This window comes from Mycobacterium sp. 852002-53434_SCH5985345 (genome assembly GCF_001667155.1).
GTDB lineage: Bacteria > Actinomycetota > Actinomycetes > Mycobacteriales > Mycobacteriaceae > Mycobacterium.
Genome location: NZ_LZIE01000085.1, coordinates 42,781 through 67,222 on the forward strand (window position 1 = coordinate 42,781; position 24,442 = coordinate 67,222).

Sequence of the window (24,442 nt, forward strand, 5' to 3'; positions counted from 1 at the left end):
CCGAAAATGGTCAAAGTGATGTCGGGCTTCCGGGTCCTGGAACTTGCGCAATTCACCTTCGTCCCGGCGGCCGGCGCCATCCTGGCCGACTGGGGCGCGGACGTCATCAAGGTCGAGCACCCGCTGCGAGGTGACACCCAGCGCGGCTTCATCAACATGGGTGGCATTCAACTCGATCCGGAGCGGCACCCGCTGATGGAGCATCCCAACCGGGGCAAGCGCAGCGTGGGGATCGACGTGTCCACGCCGGGCGGTCAGGAAGTGATCTACGAACTGGCCAGGACCGCCGATGTGTTCCTCACCAACTACATGCCCGCGCAGCGGCAGAAGCACAACTTCGACGTGGAGCACATTCGCGCGGTGAACCCGAACATCGTCTATGCGCGCGGTTCGGCGTACGGCGACAAGGGCGCCGAGCGCGACGTCGGTGGCTATGACGGGACGGCGTTCTGGACGCGCAGCGGCATCGGGTACGCGCTGACGCCCGAGGAGCTGGGCGGCGCACTGGGGCAAGGCATTCCCGCGTTCGGCGACTCCATCGGCGGCATGTTCATCGCCGGCGGCATCTCGGCGGCGCTGCTGCATCGCGAGCGCACCGGAGAAGCCCTCGAGCTCGACGTGTCGTTGCTGAGCACGGCCTGGTGGGCGGCGGGGGCGAGCGTGACGCAGGGCATGGAGACCGGGCAGGTGATGCGCACTCCCATGCCGGGCTCCGCCACCGCGATGTCGGTGAACCCCTTCATGGGCAACTATGAGACCTCCGATGGCGGCACCATCAACCTGTGCATCATCAGCCCGACCGGCTTGATCCGCGACACGTTCGAGCATCTCGGCATCCCCGAGGCGGCCGACGATCCCCGCTTCTCCGACGTGCTCCCGCTGATCCAGAATGCCAACGCGGCCGCCGAACTGATCGCAAAGGCCTTCGCCGGCAAGCCCTTCGAGTACTGGCGGCAGCACCTGAAAACGATGAAGGGTCAGTGGGCGCCGTTCCAGAGCCTGCTCGACCTGGTGGACGACGAGCAGGCCCTTGCCAACGACATGGTCAGCGAGGTCGAACTCGCCAGCGGCGGAAAGCCTTTCCGCGTCGTGCGCGGCCCCGTGCAGTTCAACCACGAGCCGCTGGTCACCACGCGGGCGCCCCAGGCCTCCGAGCACACCGAGATCGTGCTGATGGAACTGGGCATGGATTGGGACCGCATCGAGGAACTGAAGGACTCGGGAGCCATTGCGTGAATGACGTCGCGGTCATCGGTGTCGGCCTGCACCCGTTCGGCCGCTTCGAGGGCAAGTCCGCGATGGAGATGGCCGCTGGCGCCATCCATCTCGCGGTCGCCGACGCGGGCATCGAGTGGAAGGACATCCAAGCCGCCACGGGGGGCAGCTGGACCGTGGCCAATCCCGACGCGATCGTCGCCATGGTCGGACTATCGGGCATCCCGTTCACCAACGTGTTCAACGCGTGCGCGACCGCCGCCAGCGCCGCCAAGGCGTGCGCCGACGGCATCCGGCTGGGCGACTACGACATCGGGATCGCCATCGGTCTGGACAAGCACCCGCGCGGTGCCTTCACCGAGGACCCCGCCCTGGTGGGGATGCCTCGGTGGTACGCCGAGAACGGCCAGTACCTGACGACAAAGTTCTTCGGCATGAAGGCCAACCGCTATTTGCACGATCACGGCATCTCGCAGCAGACACTGGCGAAGGTGGCCGCGAAGAACTTTCGCAATGGGGCGTTGAACCCCAATGCGTTTCGCCGCAAGCCTATCGCCGAAGACGACATCCTCAACTCCGCGATGCTGAACTACCCACTCACGCAGTACATGTTCTGTGCACCCGACGAGGGGGCCGCGGCCGTGGTGATGTGCCGCGCGGACATCGCGCACCGCTATACCGCGACGCCGATTTTCCTGCGGGCGGTCGAGGTGCGCACCCGTCGATATGGCGCCTACGAGGTCAACACCACCTTCGCTCCGGTCGACGAGGACGTCTCCCCGACTGTGTACGCGTCGCGCGCCGCGTTCGAGAAAGCGGGCGTGGCACCGCAGGACGTCGACGTCATCCAACTGCAGGACACCGACGCCGGCGCGGAGATCATTCACATGGCCGAATGCGGGTTCTGCGCCGACGGCGAGCAGGAAAAGCTATTGGCCGACGGCGCAACCGAAATCAGCGGATCGATGCCGGTCAACACCGACGGCGGGCTCATTGCGAACGGCGAGCCGATCGGGGCTTCGGGTCTGCGGCAGATCCACGAACTGGTGCGACAACTTCGCGGCCAGGCCGGCGATCGCCAGGTAACGGGTGAGCCGCGCGTGGGCTTCGCTCAGCTATACGGCGCACCGGGCACCGCCGCGGCAACGATCCTGACTCTCTGAGCGCAGTTTGCCGACCTCGGGACGGGGCCCGGGCACTATCTGGCGACGCTCTGGCGGCAGGCACATCGCTGATCGGCGGGCACCCGTTTCATCACGCTCTCGGCGTGCGCCCCACATCCCGCCCAGGTGATCTTGCCGCAGCGCCCGCAGCTCACGGGGTAACACATGGTTGCTTCCCTACCGTTGAGGGCGAACCGATTGCGCCATTACGCCTTCACCGCAGCTTTTCGCTGTGCGATCTTGGCACGGACCTGCGCCATGTCAAGACGCTTGACCTGATCGATCAAATCGTCCAGCACGGCTGGTGACATCGCTCCCGGCTGACTGTAAACGAGGATTCCATCGCGGAACGCCATGATCGTCGGCACTGAGCGGATGCCTACCGTCGCGGCTAGTTCGCGCTCGGCGTCGGTGTCCACCTTGGCGTACACGATATCCGGGTGGGTCTGCGCGGACCGTTCGAAGACGGGCGCGAAAGCCCGGCATGGCCCACACCATGGGGCCCAAAAGTCAACGAGCACAATCGGACTTGCGAGTACCGTCGACTCGAAGTCGGCGGCGGTCAGTGACTTGACGATCATAATTGCTCCTTTCGAGAGTTTCAGGTGAGGATCGGATCCAGACCTGAGCGGGTCCAGCAAGCTGGGCTGATTACGGACCGAACGCGATAGTGCCCGTTTATTGCGTCGGTTCAGCGGTGCCCGCGGTCCCGTCAGCGAATTCGCAAAATGCGCTGTACGCGCGCGCACCGTAGATCGTCGCCGGACCACCGTGCATGAGAATGCTGACGCCGATCGCCTCGGCGGCCTCTTCCTTGGATGCTCCGGCACGGGCCGCCCCCTGAGCGTGGGAGGCGATGCAGCCATCGCATCCGGCGACGACCCCGATCGCCATCGCGATCAGCTCCTTGAACTTCTTGTCCAAGGCTCCTGAGGTCAGTGCGCCGCTGCTCATCTCGGCGAAACCCCGGTACACGTCGGGGATCATCTTGCGCAGGGCGCGGTGCTGAGGGTTGAGGTCGTCCAGCACCTGTTGGTAGTGGTTGTGTTCGGTCATAAGAGCTATAATACCTATACGGGTAGGGGTATTACTCGATGCGACTGATTTTTCCTTCGGCGCACATATTCCTCCCCCCAATAGAGTCCATCGGCCCTAGAAACGCGTCATCGCGGAGCGCAATCTGGCCTCGGAGCGCCTGGCGTTCCCGCACGGCGGCAACCATGTCGTGCGGCGATGCCGGCGCACGACATAGAGGAGCATCAATGGCACGAGTCGTCATCCTCGGCGCTGGTATCGCCGGGCATACCGCCGCGCTACACCTTCGCCGATGGCTGGGCCGCAGTCACGAAGTCGTCGTGATTTCACCCAACGCCGACTGGAACTGGATCCCGTCCAACATCTGGGTCGGAGTGGGCCGCATGGATCCCGCCAAGGTGCTCATTCCGCTCGAACCCATCTACCGCCGCAAGGGCATCGTGTTTCACCAAGCGCTTGCCACCGCGATCCATCCGGAGGGCACCAAAGATCAGCCGGCGCCATCGGTGGACTTCACCTACACCGACGAGGAGCGCGACGGTCAGAGCGGCACCATTACGTATGACTACCTCATCAACGCGACCGGACCGCGCCTGAATTTCGCGGCTACCCCCGGGCTCGGCCCCGCAGGCCACTCTTACTCGGTGTGCACCGCGGCCCACGCCGTCGAGGCGGCCGAGGCGCTCGACCGGGTCATCGCCAGGTTGAAGGCCGGCGAGAAACAGCGGCTGGTCATCGGCGTCGGACACGGCACCTGCACCTGCGAGGGCGCGGCGTTCGAGTACGCCTTCAACGTCGAGCACACGTTGCGGGCCAAGGGCGTGCGAGACCTGGCGGACGTCGTCTACCTCACCAACGAGTACGAACTGGGCGACTTCGGCGTCGGCGGCATGAGCTTCGTCGAGAAGGGCTTCGTGCAGTCCAGCCGGCTGTGGACGGAATCGCTGTTCCGCGAGCGCGGCGTCAAAGCGATCACGCAAGCTGCCGTGCACGAGGTGATGGACGGCAAGCTGCGCTACGAGCAACTCGACGGCAGAGAGCACGAGTTGGATTTCGACTTCGCCATGCTCCTGCCTCCGTTCAGGGGAGCCGCACTGATGGCATACGACAAGGACGGCAACGACATCAACTCCGTTCTGTTCGCGCCGTCGGGCTTCATGAAGGTCGACGCAGACTACTCGGGCAAACCGTATGACGAATGGTCCGCCGAGGATTGGCCGTACACCTACGAGTCGCCGGCCTATCCCAACATCTTCGCCCCGGGCATCGCGTTCGCGCCCCCGCATCCCATCTCCCGGCCGCGCACGAGTCCCAACGGGACCGTCATCACGCCCAGTCCACCGCGCACCGGCATGCCGTCGGGCATCATGGCCAAGACGGTTGCCGAGACCATCCGCGATCGAATCACCAAGGGAACGACCGTAGTTGCGCACCGCGCCTCGATGTCGAGCATGGGTGCCGCATGCGTCGCCTCGGCAGGCACCGGTTTGCGCGAGGGTTCGGCCGCCGCCATGACGATGTTCCCGGTCGTCCCCGATCCGGTGAAGTACCCGCAAACGGGTCGCGACATCGCCGGCACCTCCGGTGAGCTCGGATTGGCCGGTCACTGGATCAAGCTGCTGCTGCACTATCTCTTCATCTACAAGGCTAAAGCCCGCCCATTCTGGTGGCTGATCCCCGAATGAAAGGCACTTCGATGGACGACGAAACCTCCTACTCGGACGTGAACGCGCTGACGGCCGAGCGCATCGCCGATGCACCGCTGCCCACCCCGGCAACCCTGCGGACGCGTCAGAACCTCTTTGTGCAATTCGGACGTTTCATCCGTATCAATCTCAAGATGCTGCGGATCATTTACGGGCACGGCTGAGGGGCGCCCGGGTCCGAGAGACATCAACCCGGCCGCGCTGGTCAGGAGACTTTCTTGACCGGCGACGCGTAAGCCGGCTTGCCGAGACCGAGCATGTACTGCGCGATCATGTTGCGGAACACCTCCAGCGTGCCGCCATATATCCCCACCAGCGGGGCGAATCGGTAGGCGTATTCGGCGCTGCCGTCGTCGGCTGCCGCTTCGGTTCCGTACGGCAGCGTTGAGGCGGTCCCGAGGATGTCCATCAGTTCCGGAGCGATGTCACGCATTGTTTGCGCGATCGCGACCCGGCCGAAGATGCTCGGGGTGGCCAGCGCCGTCTCCAGTCGGGCGATGCAGCGGCCCAGCCGGTATGCCACCGATTTGTCGTCGATGAGCCGGCGCCCGTCGCCGTCGGGCCGCGTCACGCTCGCCGCGGCCTTATCCACCGCCTGCGATAGAAAACCGGCCTGGTGCATCATGATTGAGGTGTCTTGCAGCCCGTCGGGGGCGGCGGCGACAGCGCCGTGTTCGACGTTGAGCGGCTCGCGCAGCACGGTCCAGCCACCGTTCACCTCGCCCAGCCGATACTTGTCGTCCACCCGCACGTCGCTGTAGTAGACGATGTTGGTCCGATCGCCATCCACCGTGCGAATTCCCTGGATTTCGATCCCCGGCGAATCCAGTGGCACCAGGAACATGGTCAGGCTCTTGTGCTTTGACGCGTCCGGGGCGGTGTTGGTGATCAGGAAGACGTACTGACAGTTATGGGCACCGGTCGTGAACATCTTGGAGCCGTTGATGACCCAGCTCGATCCATCCGCCTCCCGCACGGCACGGGTCTTACAGGTGGCGATATCGGAGCCGCCTTCGGGCTCGGTGTAGCCGAGGCACAACCGGACTTCGCCGCTGAAAACTTTCGGTAGTACCTCGTCGCGCAGTTGCGGCGACCCGAACTTGTTCACCGATCGGGCCACCATCGCGGTCGTCCCCCAGGTCACCCAGGGCACGTGTGCACGCCGCTTCTCCAGCTCCCAGATGCGCCGCCGCACCCGGGTGAACCCTCCTTCGGATTCCGGTTTCCACTCGGCTTCCAGATAGCCTGCCGCGCCGAACTTCAGGTGCAGACCTTCGTCGAAATTGTCGCCCGTTTCGCGGTCCCGACGCCTGATCTCCTCGGTCATATGGGTATCCAGGAAACTGCGCGCTTCGTCGCGGAATGCCTTGTCCTCGTTCGACAATTCGACGCGAGAGAAATCCATGATGTCGTCCCTTCCTAGGCCGGCTGCGCGGCGCCCTCGCGGGCGGTCACGATCTCGGCGACCCGTTGCGCCGTGGCGCCCGGATCACCACCGGCCAGTGGCCATCCCCGGGCGCGCACCAGATACGCCGTCGCGGCGGCTTCGGACGAAACCCCGAGTCCGCCCTGGATGTGAACCGCCATGGTCGCCGCCTTGGCGGCCTCCTCGGCCATGAAAACGAAAGCGGAGGGCGCCAATTCGGGCCGCTCGTCGGGTTCGTTGTCCAAGAACCAGGCGGCGCGTCGCGCCAGGTTCCGTCCACCCTGGACGGTGATGGCCATGTTAGCGAGGGGGTGCGAGATCGCTTGCAGCGTGGAGATGGGCACGCCCAGCGTGTAGCGGGTCCTGGCGAACTCGGCCGCGATCGTCATGGTCTCCTCCACCAGCCCGACGAGCGCTGCCGCGGTGAGCAGCCGCCACTCGTCGAGCGCCAGTCGGTACGTCGCCAGGGCATCGGGTCCTTCGGCGACGACCGTACGGGTGTCGGCCGCGGCCGGGTCAACCCATGCCATCGGCAGCCGGCCGATGTTGTCGACCTTCGCGGGGCGGGTGGCGAAGGTGAGCCGCACGACCTCGTCTCCGTCGCGGACGATGACGTGGTCGGCGATCGAGCCAGAGGGAATCAACCGCGGACCGCGTCCGGCGTCGAGGCGCGGGTCCAGCGCGGCCAGCTGTTCGCCATCCGCCACGCCGGCGGCGTGCGCCCCTAGCGCGCCGAGACGGCCCAGCAGGCGAGCCGTGCACACATGGTCGATCCACGGAACGGGTGCCAGCGACCGGCCGAGCTCTTCGGCCACCAAGGTGAGATCGACCAAGGTGGCGCCGTCGCCGCCGCATGACTCCGGAAGTGCCATCGTGGTCGCTCCCATCCCGCACAACCGCTCCCAGAGGTTCTTGTCGAAGCCGGATGGCTCTGCGGCCCGGACGGTTTCGATCGAGCAGTGGGTCTTGAAGAACTGTTTGTAGGCTTCCTGCAGCGCCACATGGTCGTCGGACAGGCTGTAGTCCAGCCGGCGGAGTTCGAAGCGGTCCATCGTTATTCGTCCTTCCCGAAGAAGAAGTCTCGCGCGTTGTGGTAAAGGTAGTTGTCCAGCACCTCGGCGGGCAGGTCAAGGGCACGGGCCTCGGGTATGACGCGACGCATGGGCAATACCGGCCAGTCCGACGCGTAGATCACCTTGTTGGGCCCACGCGTGCGCATGTAGTGCAGCAGACTCTCGGGCAGCCGCTTGGGCGACCACGCCGACGTCATGAGGCGCAGGTTGGCGTACTTCAACAGCAACCGGATCGCGACGTCCCACCACGGGTCGGCGCCGTGAATCATGCACAGCCGCAGTTCGGGGAATCGCACGCACACGCGGTCCAGGTGCATCGGGTGCTGAACCTCCCCGGGTATCGGTGGTCCCGGGATACCGGTGTTGATGCAGAGCGGAAGGTCCAGTTCCGCGCATTTGGCGTAGAGCGGGTAGTACACGGCGTCGCTGGGCGGGTACTGGCCGTCGCCCCAAAAGCTCGGCCCGACTACGGCATACGCGACGGGCAACTCGGCCGAGACGGCGGTCAGTTCGCGCAGCGACCGTACCGGCCGCAGCAAGTTGGCCCCGCCCATGGCCAGCGCGAACCGGTCCGGCCTAGCTTCGACGAATTTGCGCGCGGTCGTGGACGGGTTGGCAAGCGAGTCCATCAGGATCGCCTTCTGCACGCCCTGTTCGTCCATCTCGGCGAGCAATTCGGAGAGGTCGACCGGGGCGAACATCGACTTGGGGCCCTTGAAGTAATCGTCCCTGACCTTGAGCATCCACGTCGGCTGAGATTCGGCTTCCCCGAAGTGGACGTTCACCAGGCAGTCAATCGCTTTGGTGTTCATGACTTCCTTCGGGGTCGGACGGGACCAGCGCGATCGCCGGAACGTGTTGAGTGGCTTGCTCTCTGGCCCAGCGGTAATTCGGCTTGCCGTTGCCGAGGCGTTCGATCTGCTCGACGAAAATGAAGGCCTTGGGCGCCTTGAAATGCGCCAGCTGCGTCGTGCACGCGCCGTAGAGCGCATCTTGGGTGAGGTCGGCATCGGCGTGCGTCGCGACGAGCGCGACGACCTCTTGTCCCCACCGCTCGCTCGGCCGCCCTACGACCAGGGCATCGACGACGCCCGGTTGCGCTCGCAGCACTTCCTCGACTTCTTCGACGAATACCTTTTCGCCACCGGTGTTCACGACCAGCGAATCGCGCCCGAGTAGGCGAATGGTGCCATCGGGTTCGAAAGATGCCCGGTCGCCGGGGATCACCACCCGCTGTCCCCCGATCTTCGGAAAGGTTCGCTGCGTGGCCTCGGCGTCGCCGAAATACCCGAGCGGGATCCGTCCCGTCCGGGCGGCCCAGCCGACCTCCTGCTCACCGGGCCGCAGGAACCGGCTGCGATCGGCCGACACGACGGTCGCGCCGTCCCTGGGCTGGAAGGTTTCGCTGGCGTTCCCTTCGCGGCTGTGCCCGAACGCCATGTTGCCGCTCTCGGAGGAGCCGTAGCCCTCGATGATGGTGATGTGCGGCAGGCATTCCATCAGTGCGCGTTTGTGTTTCGCGTTGGTCGCAGCCCCCCCGGTGCCGATCGCGTTCAGCGAGGACAGGTCGTAGGAGCGCGCGCGCAGCTCGCCGATCAGCGGCCCGGCGTAGGCGTCGCCCACCATGGTCATCATGCCCACCTTCTCGCGCTCGGCGGTTTCCCACACCGACCGTACGTCCAGCTTGTTGCGGTCGTCGTAGAGCACCACCGGCAGGCCGGCGCAGAGCGCGGCGAAGGCGGTCCACATGCCGGCCGCGTGCATAAGCGGAGAGACGGCGAACCACGGCTGTCCGCCCCCGGCGACCTTGTCATGGATCTCGGTGACGCTGGCATGGTCGGCGCCCACCATCGACGACACATACATGTCGCTCTGTCGCCACAGCACACCCTTCGGGCGCCCCGTCGTCCCGCCGGTACACATCATGATGAGGTCATCCGGGGAGCCCGCGTCCTCGCGGTCGGGGCCGGCGGCCGCCAGCACATCGTCGAACGAGATCGCCTTCGGCAGCTGGGGAACGGTACTGCCGTCATCGATTGATATCAGCAACTCCGTGCCGGTCGGGGGCAACACGTCGGCGAACCGGGCGCCGAGCGAGCGGTGGTAGATGATGCCTCGGGGGCGCACATAGTCGAGCAGGTCGCGGATTTCCCGCGGCGAGTAGTGGTGATTGACGTTGACCGGGACGGTGCGCGCCTTGAGGCATCCGATCACCATGTCGGGGTAGAGGTCGTTGTACATGATGAGCGCGATCCGATCCTGGCCGCACTCCCAGGGCTGCAACTCATCGCGCGCGGCGTAGACGCCAAAACCCCTGCCCTCGAGGTAGTTCGCCAACCGGTTGGTGCGACGTGCCGATTCGGCGAACGTGCTTTTACGGTCTCCGCACATCGTCATCAGGCGGTCGGGCACCACGTCGGCAATGGCGTCGAGAACGGCGCCCACGGTCCATTCGCTCATAGTGCGAGCGACTAGACGGCCGACGCGACGGGAACGCCGAGCAAGTCGAGGGCGTTGTGGCGCATCACTTTACGGATATCTTCTTCGCTGAAGCCGTTGAGCTCTCCGGCGAACGCCACCGGCGTCTCGAGGCCCTCGCCGTGCGGCCAGTCGGAACCGAACAAGATCTTGTCGATGCCGATGACATTGGCAAGCTCCACCAGGTCGTCCTCGTAGTACGGAGCGATCCAGACATTGTTGCGCAATTGCTCCACCGGATCCTCGGGAAAGTCACGGGGCTGGGTATTGGCCGCCTTCTTCAACCGCTTGATCAGCCGATGGACGAAGTACGAGCCGTTCTCGATGCTGACCGCCTTGAGCTTCGGATGACGGGTGAACACGCCGTGCACGATCATCGAGGCCATCGTGTCGTGAATGGCACGGTCGTCGAGGAGCACGTTGTCCAGCGGATCCTTCGCGCCGAACCCCTCGAATGTCGCCTTGCCACCCCACGCCGCCGCGATGTGCAGATAACCGCTGTCGCTGAGGTGGAATCCGACCGGAACTCCCGCCTCGGCCAGCCGGGCCCACACCGGGTCATGGCTGGGATCACCCAACGAGCGCGGCTTGACCAAGCCGGGCACCGGCGCCGGGCGCACCAGCACCAGCTTGGCGCCGCGTCCCAGCACGAACTCCACCTCGTCGAGCGCCACGGCCGGATCGGCCAGCGAGATGATCGGCGCGGCAATGATCCGGCGATCGGGCCGGTCGAAGCCCCAATCCTCGTCGAGCCACAGGTTGAATGCGTGCAGCGACGCCATCGTCGCTTCGATGTCGTGCTTGAGTGCCTCCTCGACCCCGCATGCGAAAGTCGGCAGCATGAACGCCGTTTCGATTTCTTGGGTATCCATCACCGCGACACGGGCATCGCGGTTCTGGTACTCGGGGTGGTCGGCGAGCCGCTCGACCTTCATCAGCGACGCCGGATCGACGCCTTCGGGGATCTCCCCACGGAACAACAGATCCAGACAACCCGGCACGATAATCGGGTCGAAGGTGGGGTTGGGAACGAAATGGTTGACCCGGCCCCCGATCACGGCAAGGGTGCGCTTGCCCTGACTGACCATCTGGACGCCGCGGCTCTTGAAGGCCCTGTCGAGGTGGCGGGTGAAGGCGTCCAGGGGCTCGTAGTAGTGGTTGTCGACGTCAATCGCCTTGTAACCCAAGTTGACCATGATCTTCCTTTCCGGGCGGTACCGGCGAGCGCTAAGCGTCGGTCGAGTTGAGCGAGGGGAACTGCGGGGGCCGCTTCTCGAGGAAGCTGGTGATGCCTTCGATGACGTCCGGCCGCGGCATCGCTTCGTGCAGCAGGGTTTCGGCGCGCGAGGTGGCGTCCACGACATCGCGAGTGGCGTCACCGTAGACCTGCCGCTTGATCACTTCCATGGACGCCGGCGAACAATTGCGGGCGATGTCCTCGGCGTAGTCCAACGCGCGCTTCATCAGATCTTCGGGCGCGACCACTTCCTTGACCAGGCCGAGCTCGGCGGCCTCTTCGGCGAGGAAGGTGCGGCCACTCAGCAGCAGATCCAGGGCGACGCCCCACGTGGTGAGGCGCGGGAGTATCCACGAGATGCCGAACTCGGCGATCAGTCCGCGGCGGGCGAAGACCGCGGCGAACTTGGCACCGGCGGAAGCGAACCGGACGTCACACATGAGCGCCTGGGTCAGGCCGATGCCAACACAGGCGCCATTGATGGCCGCGATCACGGGCTTGCGCAGTGTGGTCACGAAATGCGGTGGCCGCTCGCCCACCAAGTCGGCGAGTTTGGTCTGGCCCGCCTTCTTCATCGTGTCGCCGTAGCTCGGCGCGGAACTCGGCGTGCCGAGATACGCGCCCGCGCAAAAGCCCTTGCCCCGCCCGGTCAACACGATCACCCGGATGGCCGGGTCCTGTTCGGCGCGGTCGATCGCGGAGTAAAAGTCGGCGGCGATGTCAGGGCCCCAGGCGTTGAGACGGTCCGGACGGTTGAAGGTCAGAATCGCGACGCCGCTGCCGGTGGCCTCGTAGAGCACTGCGTCCTCGGAAGCGCCGTCGCTGCCGGACATCTCCCCCGGTACCTCCTCGTCGTTCGCCTACCGGATTCCGCGATGTTTTGTACGCATACTGTATACCTATCGGTACCGTTTTCCACAACCGTCGCCACGCCCCCGCGCACCCCGGCCGAACAGCGGATTTCCGCCCAGTTGACCGGACTGTCCACCGCGATCGCCAGCACCGCGGATCGCCAGGCGGACGGGCCTCGTCCAAGCTGTGGCGAGCGCCACGTCCGGATCACGTTTTTCCCGACCGCCGAACAGGGAAAGCAAACTCAAACACCCATTACCAGGGAGGGGAAACGCAATGGCTGACATCAAGAGCGGCCCGATCGAGGCGGTCCAGGGCATCGTCGAAGCGGTCTTCGGCAAGGCCAAGGAGATCATCGGCACGATTATCGGCCGCAACGATCTGGTCAACGAGGGCCAAGCCCAGCAGGACAAGGCCGACGCTCAGCGCAGCGCGGCGAAGAAGGAAGCCGCGGCCGAGAAGGCCCGGGGCAAGGCCAAGACGGCGGAGGCGCGCCAGAAGGCCGAACAGTAGTCGGTTTGGTGAACGGCCCGGTCACCGTGTCGGTGGCCGGGCCGTCGCTTGTGAGTTATCTTGCGGTGCCGGCTTTTTGTGGACGCTACGTTCCGATCAGCCCGAGCCGGCGGTAAGCCTCTTCGATCTGCGACTTGGCCTCCGGCGGCAACTCCGCTTGCGGTGGGCGCGAATGCGGATACTCGCCTATCGGCAATCCGAGCAGCGAGGCGGCGTATTTGAACGCGCCAGCCCAATGAGTGAAGTAATCCGGCCGCCCCGGGTAACAGGTCCACCAGGATCCGACGTCCAGGTCGAACTGGTCCAGTCCCGACTCACGACCGAAATCCATCGCCTCGATCAACTTGTCGCTTTGCACCAAATCCCAATAATGGGAGAACAATCGCCGCTGTGGGGTCTCGAACAGGTAGCCCGCGGTGCCCAGCTGTGCCGGACAGACGATGCCGTCGCGCAGCCATCCCGCGCGATAGATCGTTTTGTCGCATTCCCAGAGCACCAGGCCAGGCGCCAACTGATGCAGCATCCGGCTGCTCGCCGGCCGGAAGGCGCCCTCCTTCGTGGCACAAACCGCGGGCACCTCGTCGTAGATCCGTGCGCTCTCGGCCGCGGTCAGCACGTAACCGGACGACGGTGAGTTGAACATGCCCAGGGCGATGTCGGTGCGGGCAGCGATGTACTTGAAGAATCGCAGCACGCCCTCGCCGCCGTGCGCCTCCATCATCGGCGTCTGGATGTAGGCAATGTCGGCGCCGGCCTCTTGGGCGTGCAGCGTCAACTCGAGACAGTCCTTCGCCGCCATGGCCGCCGTGCAGGCTTGCACTACAACATCGGGGTTGACGGCGCGGGCTTCCTCGATCGCCACCTCCAGCAAGCGTTTTCGCTCGTCGAGAGTCAGCGACCAGAATTCGGCGAGGCCGCTGGTGCACCACAACATCGGGTGTCCGAGGTCGCCGACGCAATACCGCACCAGCGTCCGGTATGCCTCCCAGTCGATGTCGTCACCATCCGGGCCGCAGAACGGGGTATACAGAGAGTCGCCGATTCCCCGCAGCGCCCCGCGCGCCCAGGCGCGCGCCTCACTTGCCGTCGCCACCGTCGACTCCTTCTCGTCAGCCGAACTTTCTTCCATCCGGGCGGTTAGGTGAAGTCCGAACCACCGTCGACGTTGATGTTTGCCCCGGTCATGTACGAGTTGCGCCGCGACGCAAGGAAGGCGACCACCGGCCCGATCTCCTCCGGCAGTCCCGCCCGGGGCATGTGCGCGGGATGGCCAAAGTGCTTGGCAATGGCGTCCATTAGCGTGTAGGGGTCGTCGCCGTCGACGCCCACCGACCGCGCCCAGCCGGCCAGCGACTCGGATGCGATGGTGCCTGGCGACACCACGTTGACCAAGATCTCGTCCTTGGCCAACAGCAACGACAGATTCTTGGAGACGCTTGTCAGCATCGCCTTGGCCGCCGTGTAGGCGGGCAGCATGACGCTCTGCCGCTGGGTCGAGTGCGCCGAGAAGTTGACTATCCGTGCCCATTGCGCCTTGCGCAGCAGCGGAAGTGCCGCACGGACGCAGCGCACCATGCCCATCACACCGTCTTCGACGGCTTGGCGCCACTGCTCGTCGGTCAAATCGTCGAAACTGCCCGCCGCGCCCGGCCCGACCGTGTTGACAAGCACATTGAGTTCGTCGCCCCACCGCCGTGCGAGGTCGGCGAATGCTTCGTCGACCTGCCCCGCGTCACCGATGTCCGCGACGAGACCAACGGCATCCGCGCTTCCACGTCCGGTCAGATCCGCAACCGCGGAGTCAAGTGCGTCACGGCTGCGGCCGACCACTGCCACCCGGGCGCCCTCGTCGGCGAGGCATCGAGCCGCCGCCAGCCCCATCCCGCGGCTACCGCCGACCACCACCGTTGCCGCATGCGCCAGACCTAAATCCATGGCAATTCCCGTGGCTCATCGGGGGACTCGATCAATGGCCTGTGCCCGGTCATCTCGCCCGTCCAGCCTTCGTTACCAAAAAGCCTACGATAGGTATTACAGTAGCAGATGGAAAAGCGCAGAAAGGCCGGGCTGACGGTAATCGTCGAGCGGCAGAAACGCCAGCGTATGCGCAGGTGAGCTCGCACAGCTCTCCGACCGTATACAAAGGATACATCGTGATGGAGGTGCCCGTAGTGGCAAAGCAGGCTACCGCCGATAAGCGTCAACGACGCGAACGCGGTTCCATCAATCCCGATGACATTATCAGTGGCGCATTCGAACTCGCGGAGCAAGTATCGATCGACAACTTGAGCATGCCGCTGCTCGGCAAACATCTCGGCGTCGGAGTAACCAGCATCTACTGGTACTTCCGCAAGAAGGACGACCTGCTCAACGCGATGACCGATCGCGCGTTGAGCAAGTATGTGTTCGCCACCCCCTACGTCGAGGCCAGCGACTGGCGCGAGACGCTGCGCAACCATGCACGCCTGATGCGTAAGACGTTCATGGGCAACCCAATTCTGTGCGACCTGATTTTGATTCGTGCCGCACTTAGCCCGAAGGCGGCGCGGTTGGGCGCCGAGGAGATGGAGAAGGCGATCGCCAATCTGGTTGAGGCCGGGCTGTCGCCGGAGGATGCGTTCGATACGTACTCGGCCGTTTCGGTGCACGTCCGCGGATCGGTGGTGCTGCAGCGGCTGTACGAAAAGAACCAATCCTCCGACGAGGGTGCACGCGCTATCGAGGACGCCGTCGCCATCGATCCCGAGAAGACCCCCCTCCTCGCGCAAGTAAGCCGGATCGGTCATCGGATCGGCGCACCCGACGAAACCAATTTCGAATACGGCCTCGGTTGTATCCTCGATCACGCCAGTCGGTTGATCGAGGAGGGCAAGGGATCGAGAGCCGGCAAGCCGGCGCCGTCACGGCCACGCAAGGCGGCCAAGTCGCCTGGTTCACGGGCGCGTACCAAGGCCCCGGCCGCGCGCTAGCCGAGAACGAATCGGCCTATTACGCTTCGGGTTCCGGCACGTCGAAGTATTCATCGCGGAGCCGGAACGCTTCCTTCGTGCCGTGCTGTGCGCGGGTTTTGACGAAGTTGAACTCGTCCGGCCCGAATTGCAGGTTGGTGCCGAAGGCGTGGAAGAGATAGCTGGCGACTTCCTCACCCTGGTACGCCTGGCTCTGCTCGACGAGGCGGAACGCTTCCTTGGCGATCACCACTCCGTCGGCGGGCATCTTCGCCGCCTTCTCGGCCCAGTACCGCGCACGCGCCCCGACAGCGGCTGAATCGCATGTGTCGGTGAAAATTCCGAGGTGCTCGAGCTCGCCGGCCTCGATGACGTCGCCGGTGAGCAGCAGGCGGCGGGCCAGCACGGGCCCCAGCCGGTGGAAGAACATGTGCAGGCTGCCGAGCGCCGGGCCGAGGAAGCGGGTCGCCGGCATGCCGATCTTCGTGTCACGCGCTATCACGGAGATGTCGGTCATCAGTGCCATCTCGAACCCGCCGCCGAGCGCATACCCGGCGATCTCACCCACCGTGATCTTGGGAAAGCCCATGAAATTGTGGTAGAAGCCAAAAGACTTGCGGTCCACGGCGAGTCGCCGGCGCTGGCTGGGGCGGCGCTTGGCCGACGCGTCCTCGCCCACGTCGCCCTGCTTGCCGTACCAGCCGTACGCGTTGTTCATGTCGGCGCCGGTGGAGAAGACGCCACCAGCTCCGCGCAACAGCACCACCGTGAGGTCGTCGTCTTCGGCCACCCGATCCAGACAGCGGGCGACGGCCTCGCGCATGGCGGCGTCGTAGGAGTTGTGTTGCGCGGGATTGTTCAGCGTGATCGTCGCGATGCGGCGGTCGCGGTCGGCCTCGAACAGCACACGATCGTCCTCGGCGCTTGGGGCAGTCATGTGTCGGACTCCTTTCGCCGCCTGCCGAATTGAAACCCGGCCAGCTTTTCCGGTGGTGACGCCAACGTGCTCACCTCGCCGGTACAGAGCACTTCGTCATCGAGCAGCAGCCGCGCTGTCGAGGCGACACCGCGCTCGCTTTGCGCACGAGCGATGTCGAACCGCAGTTCGGTCAACGCGGGGGTCGGACGGCGGAACGTCACCACCAACGACCGGGTCTTGCCCGAAAGGCCTGCGACGCAATTGTGGTGCTGGATGACGCAGTCGAAGAAGACGCCCAGAAAGCCGCCGTGCACCAACCCCGGCGGGCCCTCGTAGACGAGCGGGAAGTTGACCCGCCCGGTGGCCTGGTCGGCATCGAGGTGGTCGAACAGATACTCCGGAAAGCACGGGTTGTAGGCGCCAATGTCTGTCGCGTGGTTGAGATAGACGCGCCGAGGGTCATCGGGGACGTCGCCGATGCGTGGTGCGTTGTCCACGGGAGCCGCGACCGCGAGCTCGCGCTCCCACTGCGCGAACTTCTCCACCATGGTGTCGACCGTCGGATGCGGATGTTCGAGGGACAGCAGCAGCGAACTCAGGCGCCGCATGGCCCCGGCGGCGGCCACGGTCTGGGCCAGGGGCCGCTCGCCGAATTTGGCGTCGCTGGTGCCCGGCGCCTCTGAAGCGGCCCGCCCCTCGGGTCGCCCCTCCTGCAAGGCCATGCTTGTCTCTTTTCGCTCGGGTTCCGGCCCGGCTATGTCCGGCGGCAGCGTACCCTGCTAACTTATACAGCGTATCAATCGTATTGCCTACTGTATGGGTAACCGTATCGGCAGAAAGGCCGGATTCGACGGTGAGTCAGGAGGCCGACACGGCCGGTGCCGATGGTGCGGTGACAGTGCGGCGGGACGGCGCCGTGCTGCGGCTGACGCTGGATCGTCCATCCCGGCGTAACTCGTTGAGCCAGGCAATGATTGGGTCCATGGTCGAGACACTGACCGATGCCGCCGCCGACGATTCGTTGCGCGCGGTTCACATCCGGGGCCGCGACGACTTCTGCGCCGGAGTGGACTGGGTCGCCGCCAACGACCAACAACGTCCCCGCACCGGCGATCTCGTGCGGCGCATCCCCCATGCCGCTCATCGCGTGATCGAGCTGGTGGCGAGCATCCAGCTGCCGGTGCTCTGTAGCGTGCGAGGATGGGCCGCGGGGTTCGGCTGCAATCTCGCGCTGGCAGCCGACTTCACTGTTGCCGCCAGCGATGCGGTGTTCTGGGAGCCCTTCGTGGACCGGGGCTTCAGCCCCGACTCGGGCGCGACTTGGCTGCTGCCCCGGCTGGTCGGCCTGGCACGGGCCAGGCGGATGCTGCTGCTCGGCGAGAAGGTCAGCGCGGACGATGCGGCCGACTGGGGATTGATCCACCAAGCGGTAGACCCCGCCGAACTCGAGGGCACCGCCGAGGAACTGCTCGAGCGGCTGGTTTGCGGTCCGACCGCGGCGATCGGGCTGACCAAGCAGGCCCTGAGCTTCGGCCAGCAGGCCACGCTGAGCCAAGCCATGACCCAAGAGCTGTTCAATCTCGAACTGTCCTGCCGGACAGCAGATTTCAAGGAAGGCCTGGAAGCCTTCCGGCAGCGACGGGCACCGAAGTTTCAGGGCCGATGAGGGAGCAGGATGCCTACTGACTCGTTCGACACCATCAACTACGACGTCGACGGGCATACCGCCACCATCACGCTGAACCGTCCGGACGCCCTCAACGCCCTCAGCCCCCACATGATCACCGAGCTGCGGGCCGCCTACGACGAGGCCGAGAACGACGACGAGGTCTGGCTGACCATCGTGACCGGCACCGGTCGCGCGTTCTGCACGGGCGCCGACGTCAGGGCCATTCCCGAAGACGGCAAGGTGATCTACGAGCGCCCGTATCTGTCGACCTACGACCAATGGGAGGCACCGCAGGAGGGCACTCCCCCATTTCGCACGGCCGCCAAGCCGGTGCTCGCCGCGGTCAACGGGTTGTGCTGCGGCGCCGGCATGGACTGGGTCACCACATCGGACATCGTGATCGCCTCGGAGCAGGCAACATTCTTCGATCCGCACGTGAGCATCGGACTGGTGGCCGGACGCGAGATGGTGCGGCTGTCGCGCGTGCTGCCCCGCTCCATTGCCCTGCGGATGGCATTGATGGGCAAGCACGAGCGGATGAGCGCGCAACGCGCCTACGAACTCGGTCTGATCAGCGAAATCGTCGAGCACGACCGGCTTCTCGAGCGGGCGCACGAGATCGCCGGCATCGTCAACTCCAATGCGCCGCTGGCGGTTCGGGGAACTCGCCTGGCCATCCTCAAGGGTCTCAACGTGCCGCTGCACGAAGCCGAGATCATGGCAGAAACGTTCCGCGAGCGCGTGCTGCGGACCGAGGACGCGGCCGAAGGGCCCAAAGCCTTCGTCGAGAAACGTAAGCCCGATTGGCAATGCCGATGACGTTCGAGACCATCCTGCTCGAGGTCGACGAGACCGACCAGGTCGCGACCATCACACTGAACCGGCCCGCGCAGCTGAATGTGTTCAACCGCACTATGTGTGAGGAGATGAGCCGCGCCTGGCGCATGGTCAAGCTCGACGAGTCGGTCAACGCGGTGGTGCTGCGGGCAGCCGGTGATCGGGCGTTCAGCGCAGGGCTGGACATCAAAACGCCCTACGGGCAGCCCGAGAATATCTGGAACCACGAGGATCCCGGCGAGGCGCTCAGCCCCAAGTGGCAGAAGATGTGGAAGCCGGTCGTCTGCGCCGTTCAGGGCGTGTGCACCGCGGGCGCGTTCTACTTCATCAACGAATCCGACGTTGTCATCTGTTCGCAGGACGCCACCTTTTTCGACTCGCACGTATCCGCCGGCCTGGTCTGCGCCTTGGAGCCGATCGGCTTGATGAGGCGCATCGGTCTTGGCGAGACGTTGCGCATCGCCCTGATGGGTAACGACGAGCGGGTCAGCGCCGACACCGCGCTCCGGATTGGACTGGTGTCGGAGGTGGTCCCCGCCGAGCAGCTCTGGGGCCGCGCGCACGAGATTGCCGCGACGATCGCCGCGAAGCCACCGACCGCGACTCAGGGCACGGTGAAGGCGATTTGGGAGTCGCTCGACAAGCCGTATCGCGCGGCCATGGAGCAGGGGCTGATCTATACCCGCCTGGGCAACCCGCTCGGCACTGCCGAACTCGCCGCCCAGAAGGCCGACGGCGAAGGTGCGGCGCGTACTCCGAAGACCCGCTGATGCCTGCGCACCCGCTCAGTCAACGCATCGCTGACGTCCTCAACCTGGAGCCGGGCGCCCACGCGATCGAGTATGACGGCCAATGGATTTCGTGGGACAGGGTCCGCGCCATGGCAGAGCGCATCGCCTGTCTCGTCGCCGAGCGCGGACCCGACGTCGGGATGCTGCTGCGCAACCGGCCCGGTCAGGTGGCCGCGTTTCTCGGGGTGCTGCTGGGCGGTGGCACGGTGGTCGTCATCAACCCCGCTCGCGGGGACGAGCGCACCAAGGCCGACATCGCCGGACTGCGGCTGCCCCTGATCATCGGGGAAAGCACCGATCTGACGACACTGCTGCCCCCGACCACCGACGCCACCACGGTGGCGATTTCGGGTCGGTTGGATGATGCCCCGGCCGTGGCCTCGACGACTCGTCCGGAGGTCCACCCGCGGACCGGGGTCGCGGTACGAATGTTGACCAGCGGTACGACGGGTCCGCCCAAAAGGGTCGACCTCGGCTACGACATGCTGGCGCGCAGCGTGATGGGCGCCGAACCCGGCCGCGTCCCGGCGCCCACCGAGCTACGTAGCGGCGTCGCGATCGTCAACTCCCCGCTGGTGCACATCGGCGGGGTATTCCGCGTGCTGCAATGCATCGCCGACGCACGACCATTCGCGCTTCTCGAACGTTTCGAGCTCAACGCCTGGGCCGACGCGGTGCGCAGGCACCGGCCGCGGACCGTGTCGCTGGTACCCGCGGCCCTGCGCACGGTGTTGCACTCAAACCTGCCGCCGGCCGATCTGGACAGCATCCGCGCCGTCACCTGCGGCACGGCCCCGCTGACGGCCGACGACGCCGACGCGTTCACCGCCAAATACGGCATTCCCGTCCTGACGTCTTACGCGGCAACCGAATTCGGTGGCGGTGTCGCCGGCTGGACCCTACCGGATCACCAACGCTATTGGGCCGCCAAACGGGGCAGCGTCGGCCGTGCCAACCCGGGTGCGCAGTTGCGGGTGGTCGCGGACGACGGCACGCCACTGGGGACCGACAAGGTCGGTCTGCTCGAGGTCAAGCCGGGCCAACTGGGGCCGTCGGCCCAGTGGATGCGGACCACGGACATGGCGCGCATCGACGCGGACGGCTTCGTGTGGATCGTCGGGCGGGCCGACCAGGCGATCATCCGTGGTGGGTTCAAGGTGATGCCCGACGACGTTCGCACCGCCCTGGAGAGCCACCCCGCGGTGGCGGGTGCAGCGGTGGTCGGCCGGCCCGACGAGCGTCTCGGGGCGACGCCGGTCGCCCTGGTGGAGCTGCGCGGGTCCGCGTCCGTCGACTCCGACGCGCTGGTGCAATACCTGGGAACGCGGCTGGCGCGCTACGAGATCCCCACCGAGATCGCGATCGTCGACACCATCCCGCGGACACCGTCGGGCAAAGCCGATCTGGGCGCGGTTCAGCGCTTCTTCAGCGCAGCCAACAGTGACCATGCCCGGTGACAGCCCGACCGTCGCCGACGTCCTGACACGCCGGGCCCGTGCGGGCGCAGAACATCCGCTACTCATCTGCGACGGTGACCGCATCAGTTATGGCCAAGCCGAGGCCCGCTCGGCCGAGCTCGCCCGCGGGCTGATCGCGGTCGGCGCGGGAAAGGGCACCCACGTCGGCCTGCTCTACCCCAACGGGTCGGAATTCGTCGTCGCTATGCTGGCGGCGGCGCGAATCGGCGCCGTGGTGGTTCCCTTCTCCACCTTCGTCACCGCCCGCGAGATGCACGAACAACTGCTCGACAGCGATGTCGAAATACTCTTGAGCGCAGCATCTTTCCGCACTCACGACTACGTGCAACGCCTCGAGCAGGTGCTGTCGGACCCGAATTTCGGATCCGACTACCGGCTCTTGGCCCCGGGCGCGTCGCAACTCCGGCAGGTCGGCATCAGCTACCGCCCCGGTGCGCGGCGGCGCGTCCGCGACATCGACCGGTTCTACCGGCTGGCCGATACCGTGACCCCCGCGCTGTTGGCGGCGACGCAAGATGACGTCCGGGGTTGCGATCCCCTGGCCATCGTGTACACGTCGGGCTCCAGCAGCGCCCCCAGGGGCGTCGTGCACACGCACGGCGCGCTGCTCGAACACCAGCACAATCTCAACGCCATTCGCGGTTTGACAGCCGACGACAAGCTGTTCTGCAATTCGCCGTTCTTCTGGATCGGCGGCTTCGCGTTCGGACTGCTAGCCACCCTGGTCGCCGGCTCGACGCTGGTGTGCTCCAACGCCGAGGATCCCGGTACGACGCTCGATTTGCTGGAAGCCGAAAAACCCACCCTGACCAACGGTTTCAGCGCAGGGATCGCGCACCTCGCCGACCATCCGAGCTTCGCGCGCCGTGACCTGTCATCGATGCGTCGCGGCAACCTGTACCCGATCATGGCGGCTGAGGTTCGACCGGCCGATCCCGAGCTGCGGCACAACATGCTGGGCATGACCGAGGCCGGCAGCATCGTGCTGATCAGCGACGACGAGACCGATCAACCCGAGAGCAGGCGCGGATCGTTCGGCAGACCGGCGCCCGGCTTCGACACCAGGATCGTCGACACCCAAACCGGACTGGCTGTCGGCGTCGGCAGGGTCGGGGAACTGTGGATCCGGGGACCGTTCGTGATGCAGCGCTACTACCGACGCAGTCGCGAGGAGTGCTTCGACGCCGACGGTTGGTTCCACACTGGGGATTTGGTGCGCGCCGACGCCGACGGGTTCTTCTATTACGTCGGCCGGCTCAGCACGATGATCAAGACGGCCGGCGCCAATGTCTCGGCCGACGAAGTGGAACGGGCAATCGCCAAGGTCACCGGCGGGCTGACGGCCCATGTCGTCGGTGTCCCGGATGCGCAGCGCGGACAGCTGGTCGCGGCGGTCGTGGTCGTGCCCGAGGGCGCCGCCTTCGACGAGGCGGCGCTGCGGGACGGGCTGAAGGCGGAATTGTCGGCATACAAGATCCCCCGGCGGTTCCTGACATTGTCGCGCGACCAACTGCCGCTGCTCTCCAGCGGCAAAGTCGACACACGGGGACTGAGAGAGCTCTTCGATGCCTGACACCATCGACGGACTGGTGCGGTTCCGCTCCGATCGCGACGGCGACACACCGATGGTCATCGACCCTGCGTCGCGGATCAGTTATCGCGAACTCGACTTCACCACAAGAGAATTGGCCGCGGTATTCATTGAAGCCGGTGTGCGCAAGGGCACCCGGGTGGGATTGATCATGCCCAATAGCACTCGCTGGGTGCAGGTCGCTGTCGCGCTGACCCGCATCGGTGCCGTGCTGGTACCGCTGAGCACGCTGCTACAGGCCGGTGAGCTCGCCACGCAGCTGCGTGTCGCGGCGGTGCAGTTCCTGGTCAGTGTCGACGAATTTCGCGGTCATCGCTATCTCGATGAGCTTCAGGAGCTGCGGCCCGAACTTCCTGCCCTGCGTCAGGTCTGGACGACCGACCGGCTCACCCACGCCACCGCCGGCGAGCCGGTGCGCCGAATCGTCGATGCCATGACTGAGACGGTCACGGCCGCCGACCCGTTGGTCATCATGTTCACCTCCGGCAGCAGTGGGGCCCCCAAGGGGGTCCTGCACTCTCACGGCAGTGCACTGAGGGCCGTACGGTCGGGCCTGGCCGCGCGCTGCATCACCGCCGACACCCGACTGTACTTGCCCATGCCGTTCTTCTGGGTGGGCGGCTTCGGCAGCGGAATCCTGTCCACGCTGCTGGCCGGTGCCACCCTGGTGACGGAGGAGATTCCGCGGCCGGAGACCACGCTGCGCCTGCTGGAAGCCGAGCGGGTGACGCTGTTTCGCGGCTGGCCGGACCAAGCGGAGGCGTTGGCCAGGCACGCCGCCACTGTCGGCGCCGATCTGTCGGCCCTGCTGCCGGGGAGCCTGCAGGCATTGCTCCCGCCCGAACAGCGGGCCCAGCCGGGCGCTCGGGCCACGTTGTTCGGCATGACCGAGGCATTCGGTCCATACTGCGGCTATCCCGCCGACACCGACATGCCCGAGACTGCGTGGGGCAGCTGCGGAAAGCCGTTCAGCGGCATGGAGGTTCGCATCGTGGCTCCCGACAGCGGCGAGCCCGTGCCGGCCGGCGCCGTGGGCATGATCCAGATTCGGGGACCACACACGCTGCGCGGCATCTGCGGTCGCAGCCGAGAAGAGCTGTTCACCGCCGATGGCTTCTACCCCACCGGCGACCTGGGCCGCCTCGACGAAGAGGGGTTCCTGTTCTACCACGGGCGCTCCGACGACATGTTCAAGGTCAGCGGCGCCACCGTCTATCCCAGCGAGGTCGAACGAGCGCTGCGCACCATCGAGGGTGTCCGCAGTGCCTTTGTCACCAGCGTGCCGGGAACCACGGGCCAACGGGTGGGCGCCGCGGTGGTGTGCGACGGGGCCGTGTCCGCCGATCGTCTGAGTCGTTATGCGCGAAAGCTGCTGAGCGCGTTCAAGGTTCCGACCGTGTGGCTGTTGTTGGAATCCGATGACGGCGTGCCGCGCGGGGGCACCGGCAAGGTCGACACCGGTCGGCTGCGGGAGATGCTGATCGAGGCCCTCGCGGGCTGATCGGCGTCGT

The 24,442-nt window shown here is 65.8% G+C and carries 24 protein-coding genes; 12 read left to right on the forward strand and 12 right to left on the reverse strand.

The features are described from left to right. Positions 1–18: 18 nt before the first annotated feature. On the forward strand, positions 19–1,236 hold the full coding sequence (locus tag A5756_RS21410; protein WP_066957296.1) for a CaiB/BaiF CoA-transferase family protein: 1,218 nt from the start codon (positions 19–21) through the stop codon (positions 1,234–1,236). Next, on the forward strand, positions 1,233–2,378 hold the full coding sequence (locus A5756_RS21415) for a thiolase family protein (RefSeq protein ID WP_066957226.1): 1,146 nt from the start codon (positions 1,233–1,235) through the stop codon (positions 2,376–2,378). Before A5756_RS21410 ends, A5756_RS21415 begins: the two co-directional genes overlap by 4 nt. 206 nt (positions 2,379–2,584) lie before the next feature. On the opposite strand, the gene trxA is transcribed toward A5756_RS21415, so the two are convergent. Then, positions 2,585–2,959 carry a thioredoxin gene (gene trxA / locus A5756_RS21420; protein ID WP_066957228.1) on the reverse strand — a complete coding sequence of 125 codons (375 nt, stop codon included), beginning with the start codon at positions 2,957–2,959 and terminating at the stop codon, positions 2,585–2,587. 97 nt (positions 2,960–3,056) lie between these two features. After that, positions 3,057–3,434: a carboxymuconolactone decarboxylase family protein gene (locus A5756_RS21425; RefSeq protein ID WP_066957230.1), complete on the reverse strand. Its 378-nt coding sequence runs from the start codon at positions 3,432–3,434 to the stop codon at positions 3,057–3,059. Positions 3,435–3,640: 206 nt separating this feature from the next. On the opposite strand from A5756_RS21425, the gene A5756_RS21430 reads away from it, so the two are divergent. Together A5756_RS21430 and A5756_RS21435 are read left to right on the forward strand one after the other, a co-directional pair. Next, positions 3,641–5,098 carry an NAD(P)/FAD-dependent oxidoreductase gene (locus A5756_RS21430; protein WP_066957232.1) on the forward strand — a complete coding sequence of 486 codons (1,458 nt, stop codon included), beginning with the start codon at positions 3,641–3,643 and terminating at the stop codon, positions 5,096–5,098. Between the two features lie 11 nt (positions 5,099–5,109). Beyond that, entirely contained in the window at positions 5,110–5,283 is a 174-nt protein-coding gene (locus A5756_RS21435; protein WP_156659752.1) for a hypothetical protein, read from the forward strand. Between the two features lie 41 nt (positions 5,284–5,324). On the opposite strand, the gene A5756_RS21440 is transcribed toward A5756_RS21435, so the two are convergent. The 6 genes from A5756_RS21440 to A5756_RS21465 are packed head-to-tail and all read right to left on the reverse strand — an operon-like array spanning position 5,325 to position 12,166. After that, positions 5,325–6,524 carry an acyl-CoA dehydrogenase family protein gene (locus A5756_RS21440; protein WP_066957236.1) on the reverse strand — a complete coding sequence of 400 codons (1,200 nt, stop codon included), beginning with the start codon at positions 6,522–6,524 and terminating at the stop codon, positions 5,325–5,327. 14 nt (positions 6,525–6,538) lie between these two features. Then, on the reverse strand, positions 6,539–7,597 hold the full coding sequence (locus tag A5756_RS21445) for an acyl-CoA dehydrogenase family protein (RefSeq protein WP_066957238.1): 1,059 nt from the start codon (positions 7,595–7,597) through the stop codon (positions 6,539–6,541). A 2-nt stretch (positions 7,598–7,599) separates the two neighbouring features. Further along, the gene (locus A5756_RS21450) at positions 7,600–8,430 is read right to left on the reverse strand and encodes an amidohydrolase family protein (RefSeq protein WP_066957240.1); all 831 of its coding nucleotides are present in this window, start codon (positions 8,428–8,430) and stop codon (positions 7,600–7,602) included. Then, on the reverse strand, positions 8,411–10,078 hold the full coding sequence (locus A5756_RS21455) for an acyl-CoA synthetase (protein WP_066957242.1): 1,668 nt from the start codon (positions 10,076–10,078) through the stop codon (positions 8,411–8,413). The genes A5756_RS21450 and A5756_RS21455 overlap by 20 nt, the downstream gene beginning before the upstream one ends. A gap of 11 nt (positions 10,079–10,089) precedes the next feature. Beyond that, positions 10,090–11,292, reverse strand: a complete 1,203-nt coding sequence (locus tag A5756_RS21460; RefSeq protein ID WP_066957244.1) for an amidohydrolase family protein — start codon at positions 11,290–11,292, stop codon at positions 10,090–10,092. Between the two features lie 31 nt (positions 11,293–11,323). Next, complete coding sequence (locus A5756_RS21465; RefSeq protein WP_066957247.1) at positions 11,324–12,166, reverse strand: enoyl-CoA hydratase; 843 nt, start codon at positions 12,164–12,166, stop codon at positions 11,324–11,326. Between the two features lie 295 nt (positions 12,167–12,461). On the opposite strand from A5756_RS21465, the gene A5756_RS21470 reads away from it, so the two are divergent. After that, on the forward strand, positions 12,462–12,698 hold the full coding sequence (locus A5756_RS21470) for a general stress protein CsbD (protein ID WP_066957249.1): 237 nt from the start codon (positions 12,462–12,464) through the stop codon (positions 12,696–12,698). Positions 12,699–12,783: 85 nt separating this feature from the next. Here the strand turns inward: A5756_RS21470 and A5756_RS21475 are convergent, their stop codons facing one another. Both A5756_RS21475 and A5756_RS21480 read right to left on the reverse strand, forming a co-directional pair. Next, complete coding sequence (locus A5756_RS21475; RefSeq protein ID WP_066957298.1) at positions 12,784–13,791, reverse strand: dihydrodipicolinate synthase family protein; 1,008 nt, start codon at positions 13,789–13,791, stop codon at positions 12,784–12,786. Positions 13,792–13,835: 44 nt separating this feature from the next. Next, the gene (locus tag A5756_RS21480; RefSeq protein WP_066957251.1) at positions 13,836–14,633 is read right to left on the reverse strand and encodes an SDR family NAD(P)-dependent oxidoreductase; all 798 of its coding nucleotides are present in this window, start codon (positions 14,631–14,633) and stop codon (positions 13,836–13,838) included. Positions 14,634–14,854: 221 nt separating this feature from the next. Between A5756_RS21480 and A5756_RS21485 the strand changes: the two genes are divergently transcribed. Further along, entirely contained in the window at positions 14,855–15,667 is an 813-nt protein-coding gene (locus tag A5756_RS21485) for a TetR/AcrR family transcriptional regulator (RefSeq protein WP_066957300.1), read from the forward strand. Between the two features lie 19 nt (positions 15,668–15,686). Here the strand turns inward: A5756_RS21485 and A5756_RS21490 are convergent, their stop codons facing one another. Then, the gene (locus A5756_RS21490; RefSeq protein ID WP_066957253.1) at positions 15,687–16,583 is read right to left on the reverse strand and encodes an enoyl-CoA hydratase/isomerase family protein; all 897 of its coding nucleotides are present in this window, start codon (positions 16,581–16,583) and stop codon (positions 15,687–15,689) included. Beyond that, entirely contained in the window at positions 16,580–17,287 is a 708-nt protein-coding gene (locus A5756_RS21495; RefSeq protein ID WP_066957255.1) for a hypothetical protein, read from the reverse strand. Before A5756_RS21495 ends, A5756_RS21490 begins: the two co-directional genes overlap by 4 nt. Positions 17,288–17,418: 131 nt before the next feature. Between A5756_RS21495 and A5756_RS21500 the strand changes: the two genes are divergently transcribed. Genes A5756_RS21500 through A5756_RS21525 form a run of 6 tightly spaced genes read left to right on the forward strand, consistent with a single transcriptional unit; the run spans position 17,419 to position 24,432 of the window. Beyond that, positions 17,419–18,231 carry an enoyl-CoA hydratase/isomerase family protein gene (locus A5756_RS21500; protein WP_066957257.1) on the forward strand — a complete coding sequence of 271 codons (813 nt, stop codon included), beginning with the start codon at positions 17,419–17,421 and terminating at the stop codon, positions 18,229–18,231. A 9-nt stretch (positions 18,232–18,240) separates the two neighbouring features. Further along, positions 18,241–19,053, forward strand: coding sequence for an enoyl-CoA hydratase/isomerase family protein (locus A5756_RS21505; RefSeq protein WP_066957259.1), 813 nt, complete (start codon positions 18,241–18,243; stop codon positions 19,051–19,053). Then, positions 19,044–19,841 (forward strand): enoyl-CoA hydratase/isomerase family protein, encoded by a 798-nt coding sequence (locus tag A5756_RS21510; protein WP_066957261.1) that lies wholly within the window; start codon positions 19,044–19,046, stop codon positions 19,839–19,841. Before A5756_RS21505 ends, A5756_RS21510 begins: the two co-directional genes overlap by 10 nt. Next, a complete protein-coding gene (locus tag A5756_RS21515; RefSeq protein ID WP_066957263.1) occupies positions 19,841–21,319 on the forward strand; it encodes a class I adenylate-forming enzyme family protein in 1,479 nt (492 codons plus the stop codon). The genes A5756_RS21510 and A5756_RS21515 overlap by 1 nt, the downstream gene beginning before the upstream one ends. Then, complete coding sequence (locus tag A5756_RS21520) at positions 21,309–22,913, forward strand: class I adenylate-forming enzyme family protein (protein ID WP_066957302.1); 1,605 nt, start codon at positions 21,309–21,311, stop codon at positions 22,911–22,913. The genes A5756_RS21515 and A5756_RS21520 overlap by 11 nt, the downstream gene beginning before the upstream one ends. Continuing rightward, positions 22,906–24,432, forward strand: a complete 1,527-nt coding sequence (locus A5756_RS21525) for a class I adenylate-forming enzyme family protein (protein ID WP_066957265.1) — start codon at positions 22,906–22,908, stop codon at positions 24,430–24,432. The genes A5756_RS21520 and A5756_RS21525 overlap by 8 nt, the downstream gene beginning before the upstream one ends. Positions 24,433–24,442: the final 10 nt, after the last annotated feature.

Excerpts from the sequence above, each read along its gene's own strand:
- A5756_RS21440 (WP_066957236.1), bottom strand. The coding sequence starts at position 6,524 with ATGGATTTCTCTCGCGTCGAATTGTCGAACGAGGACAAGGCATTCCGC.
- A5756_RS21430 (WP_066957232.1), top strand. The coding sequence starts at position 3,641 with ATGGCACGAGTCGTCATCCTCGGCGCTGGTATCGCCGGGCATACCGCC.
- A5756_RS21460 (WP_066957244.1), bottom strand. The coding sequence starts at position 11,292 with ATGGTCAACTTGGGTTACAAGGCGATTGACGTCGACAACCACTACTAC.
- trxA (WP_066957228.1), bottom strand. The coding sequence starts at position 2,959 with ATGATCGTCAAGTCACTGACCGCCGCCGACTTCGAGTCGACGGTACTC.
- A5756_RS21455 (WP_066957242.1), bottom strand. The coding sequence starts at position 10,078 with ATGAGCGAATGGACCGTGGGCGCCGTTCTCGACGCCATTGCCGACGTG.
- A5756_RS21450 (WP_066957240.1), bottom strand. The coding sequence starts at position 8,430 with ATGAACACCAAAGCGATTGACTGCCTGGTGAACGTCCACTTCGGGGAA.
- A5756_RS21470 (WP_066957249.1), top strand. The coding sequence starts at position 12,462 with ATGGCTGACATCAAGAGCGGCCCGATCGAGGCGGTCCAGGGCATCGTC.
- A5756_RS21485 (WP_066957300.1), top strand. The coding sequence starts at position 14,855 with ATGGAGGTGCCCGTAGTGGCAAAGCAGGCTACCGCCGATAAGCGTCAA.
- A5756_RS21495 (WP_066957255.1), bottom strand. The coding sequence starts at position 17,287 with ATGGCCTTGCAGGAGGGGCGACCCGAGGGGCGGGCCGCTTCAGAGGCG.
- A5756_RS21445 (WP_066957238.1), bottom strand. The coding sequence starts at position 7,597 with ATGGACCGCTTCGAACTCCGCCGGCTGGACTACAGCCTGTCCGACGAC.
- A5756_RS21410 (WP_066957296.1), top strand. The coding sequence starts at position 19 with ATGTCGGGCTTCCGGGTCCTGGAACTTGCGCAATTCACCTTCGTCCCG.
- A5756_RS21480 (WP_066957251.1), bottom strand. The coding sequence starts at position 14,633 with ATGGATTTAGGTCTGGCGCATGCGGCAACGGTGGTGGTCGGCGGTAGC.
- A5756_RS21435 (WP_156659752.1), top strand. The coding sequence starts at position 5,110 with ATGGACGACGAAACCTCCTACTCGGACGTGAACGCGCTGACGGCCGAG.
- A5756_RS21510 (WP_066957261.1), top strand. The coding sequence starts at position 19,044 with ATGCCGATGACGTTCGAGACCATCCTGCTCGAGGTCGACGAGACCGAC.
- A5756_RS21520 (WP_066957302.1), top strand. The coding sequence starts at position 21,309 with ATGCCCGGTGACAGCCCGACCGTCGCCGACGTCCTGACACGCCGGGCC.
- A5756_RS21525 (WP_066957265.1), top strand. The coding sequence starts at position 22,906 with ATGCCTGACACCATCGACGGACTGGTGCGGTTCCGCTCCGATCGCGAC.
- A5756_RS21515 (WP_066957263.1), top strand. The coding sequence starts at position 19,841 with ATGCCTGCGCACCCGCTCAGTCAACGCATCGCTGACGTCCTCAACCTG.
- A5756_RS21505 (WP_066957259.1), top strand. The coding sequence starts at position 18,241 with ATGCCTACTGACTCGTTCGACACCATCAACTACGACGTCGACGGGCAT.
- A5756_RS21425 (WP_066957230.1), bottom strand. The coding sequence starts at position 3,434 with ATGACCGAACACAACCACTACCAACAGGTGCTGGACGACCTCAACCCT.
- A5756_RS21490 (WP_066957253.1), bottom strand. The coding sequence starts at position 16,583 with ATGACTGCCCCAAGCGCCGAGGACGATCGTGTGCTGTTCGAGGCCGAC.
- A5756_RS21465 (WP_066957247.1), bottom strand. The coding sequence starts at position 12,166 with ATGTCCGGCAGCGACGGCGCTTCCGAGGACGCAGTGCTCTACGAGGCC.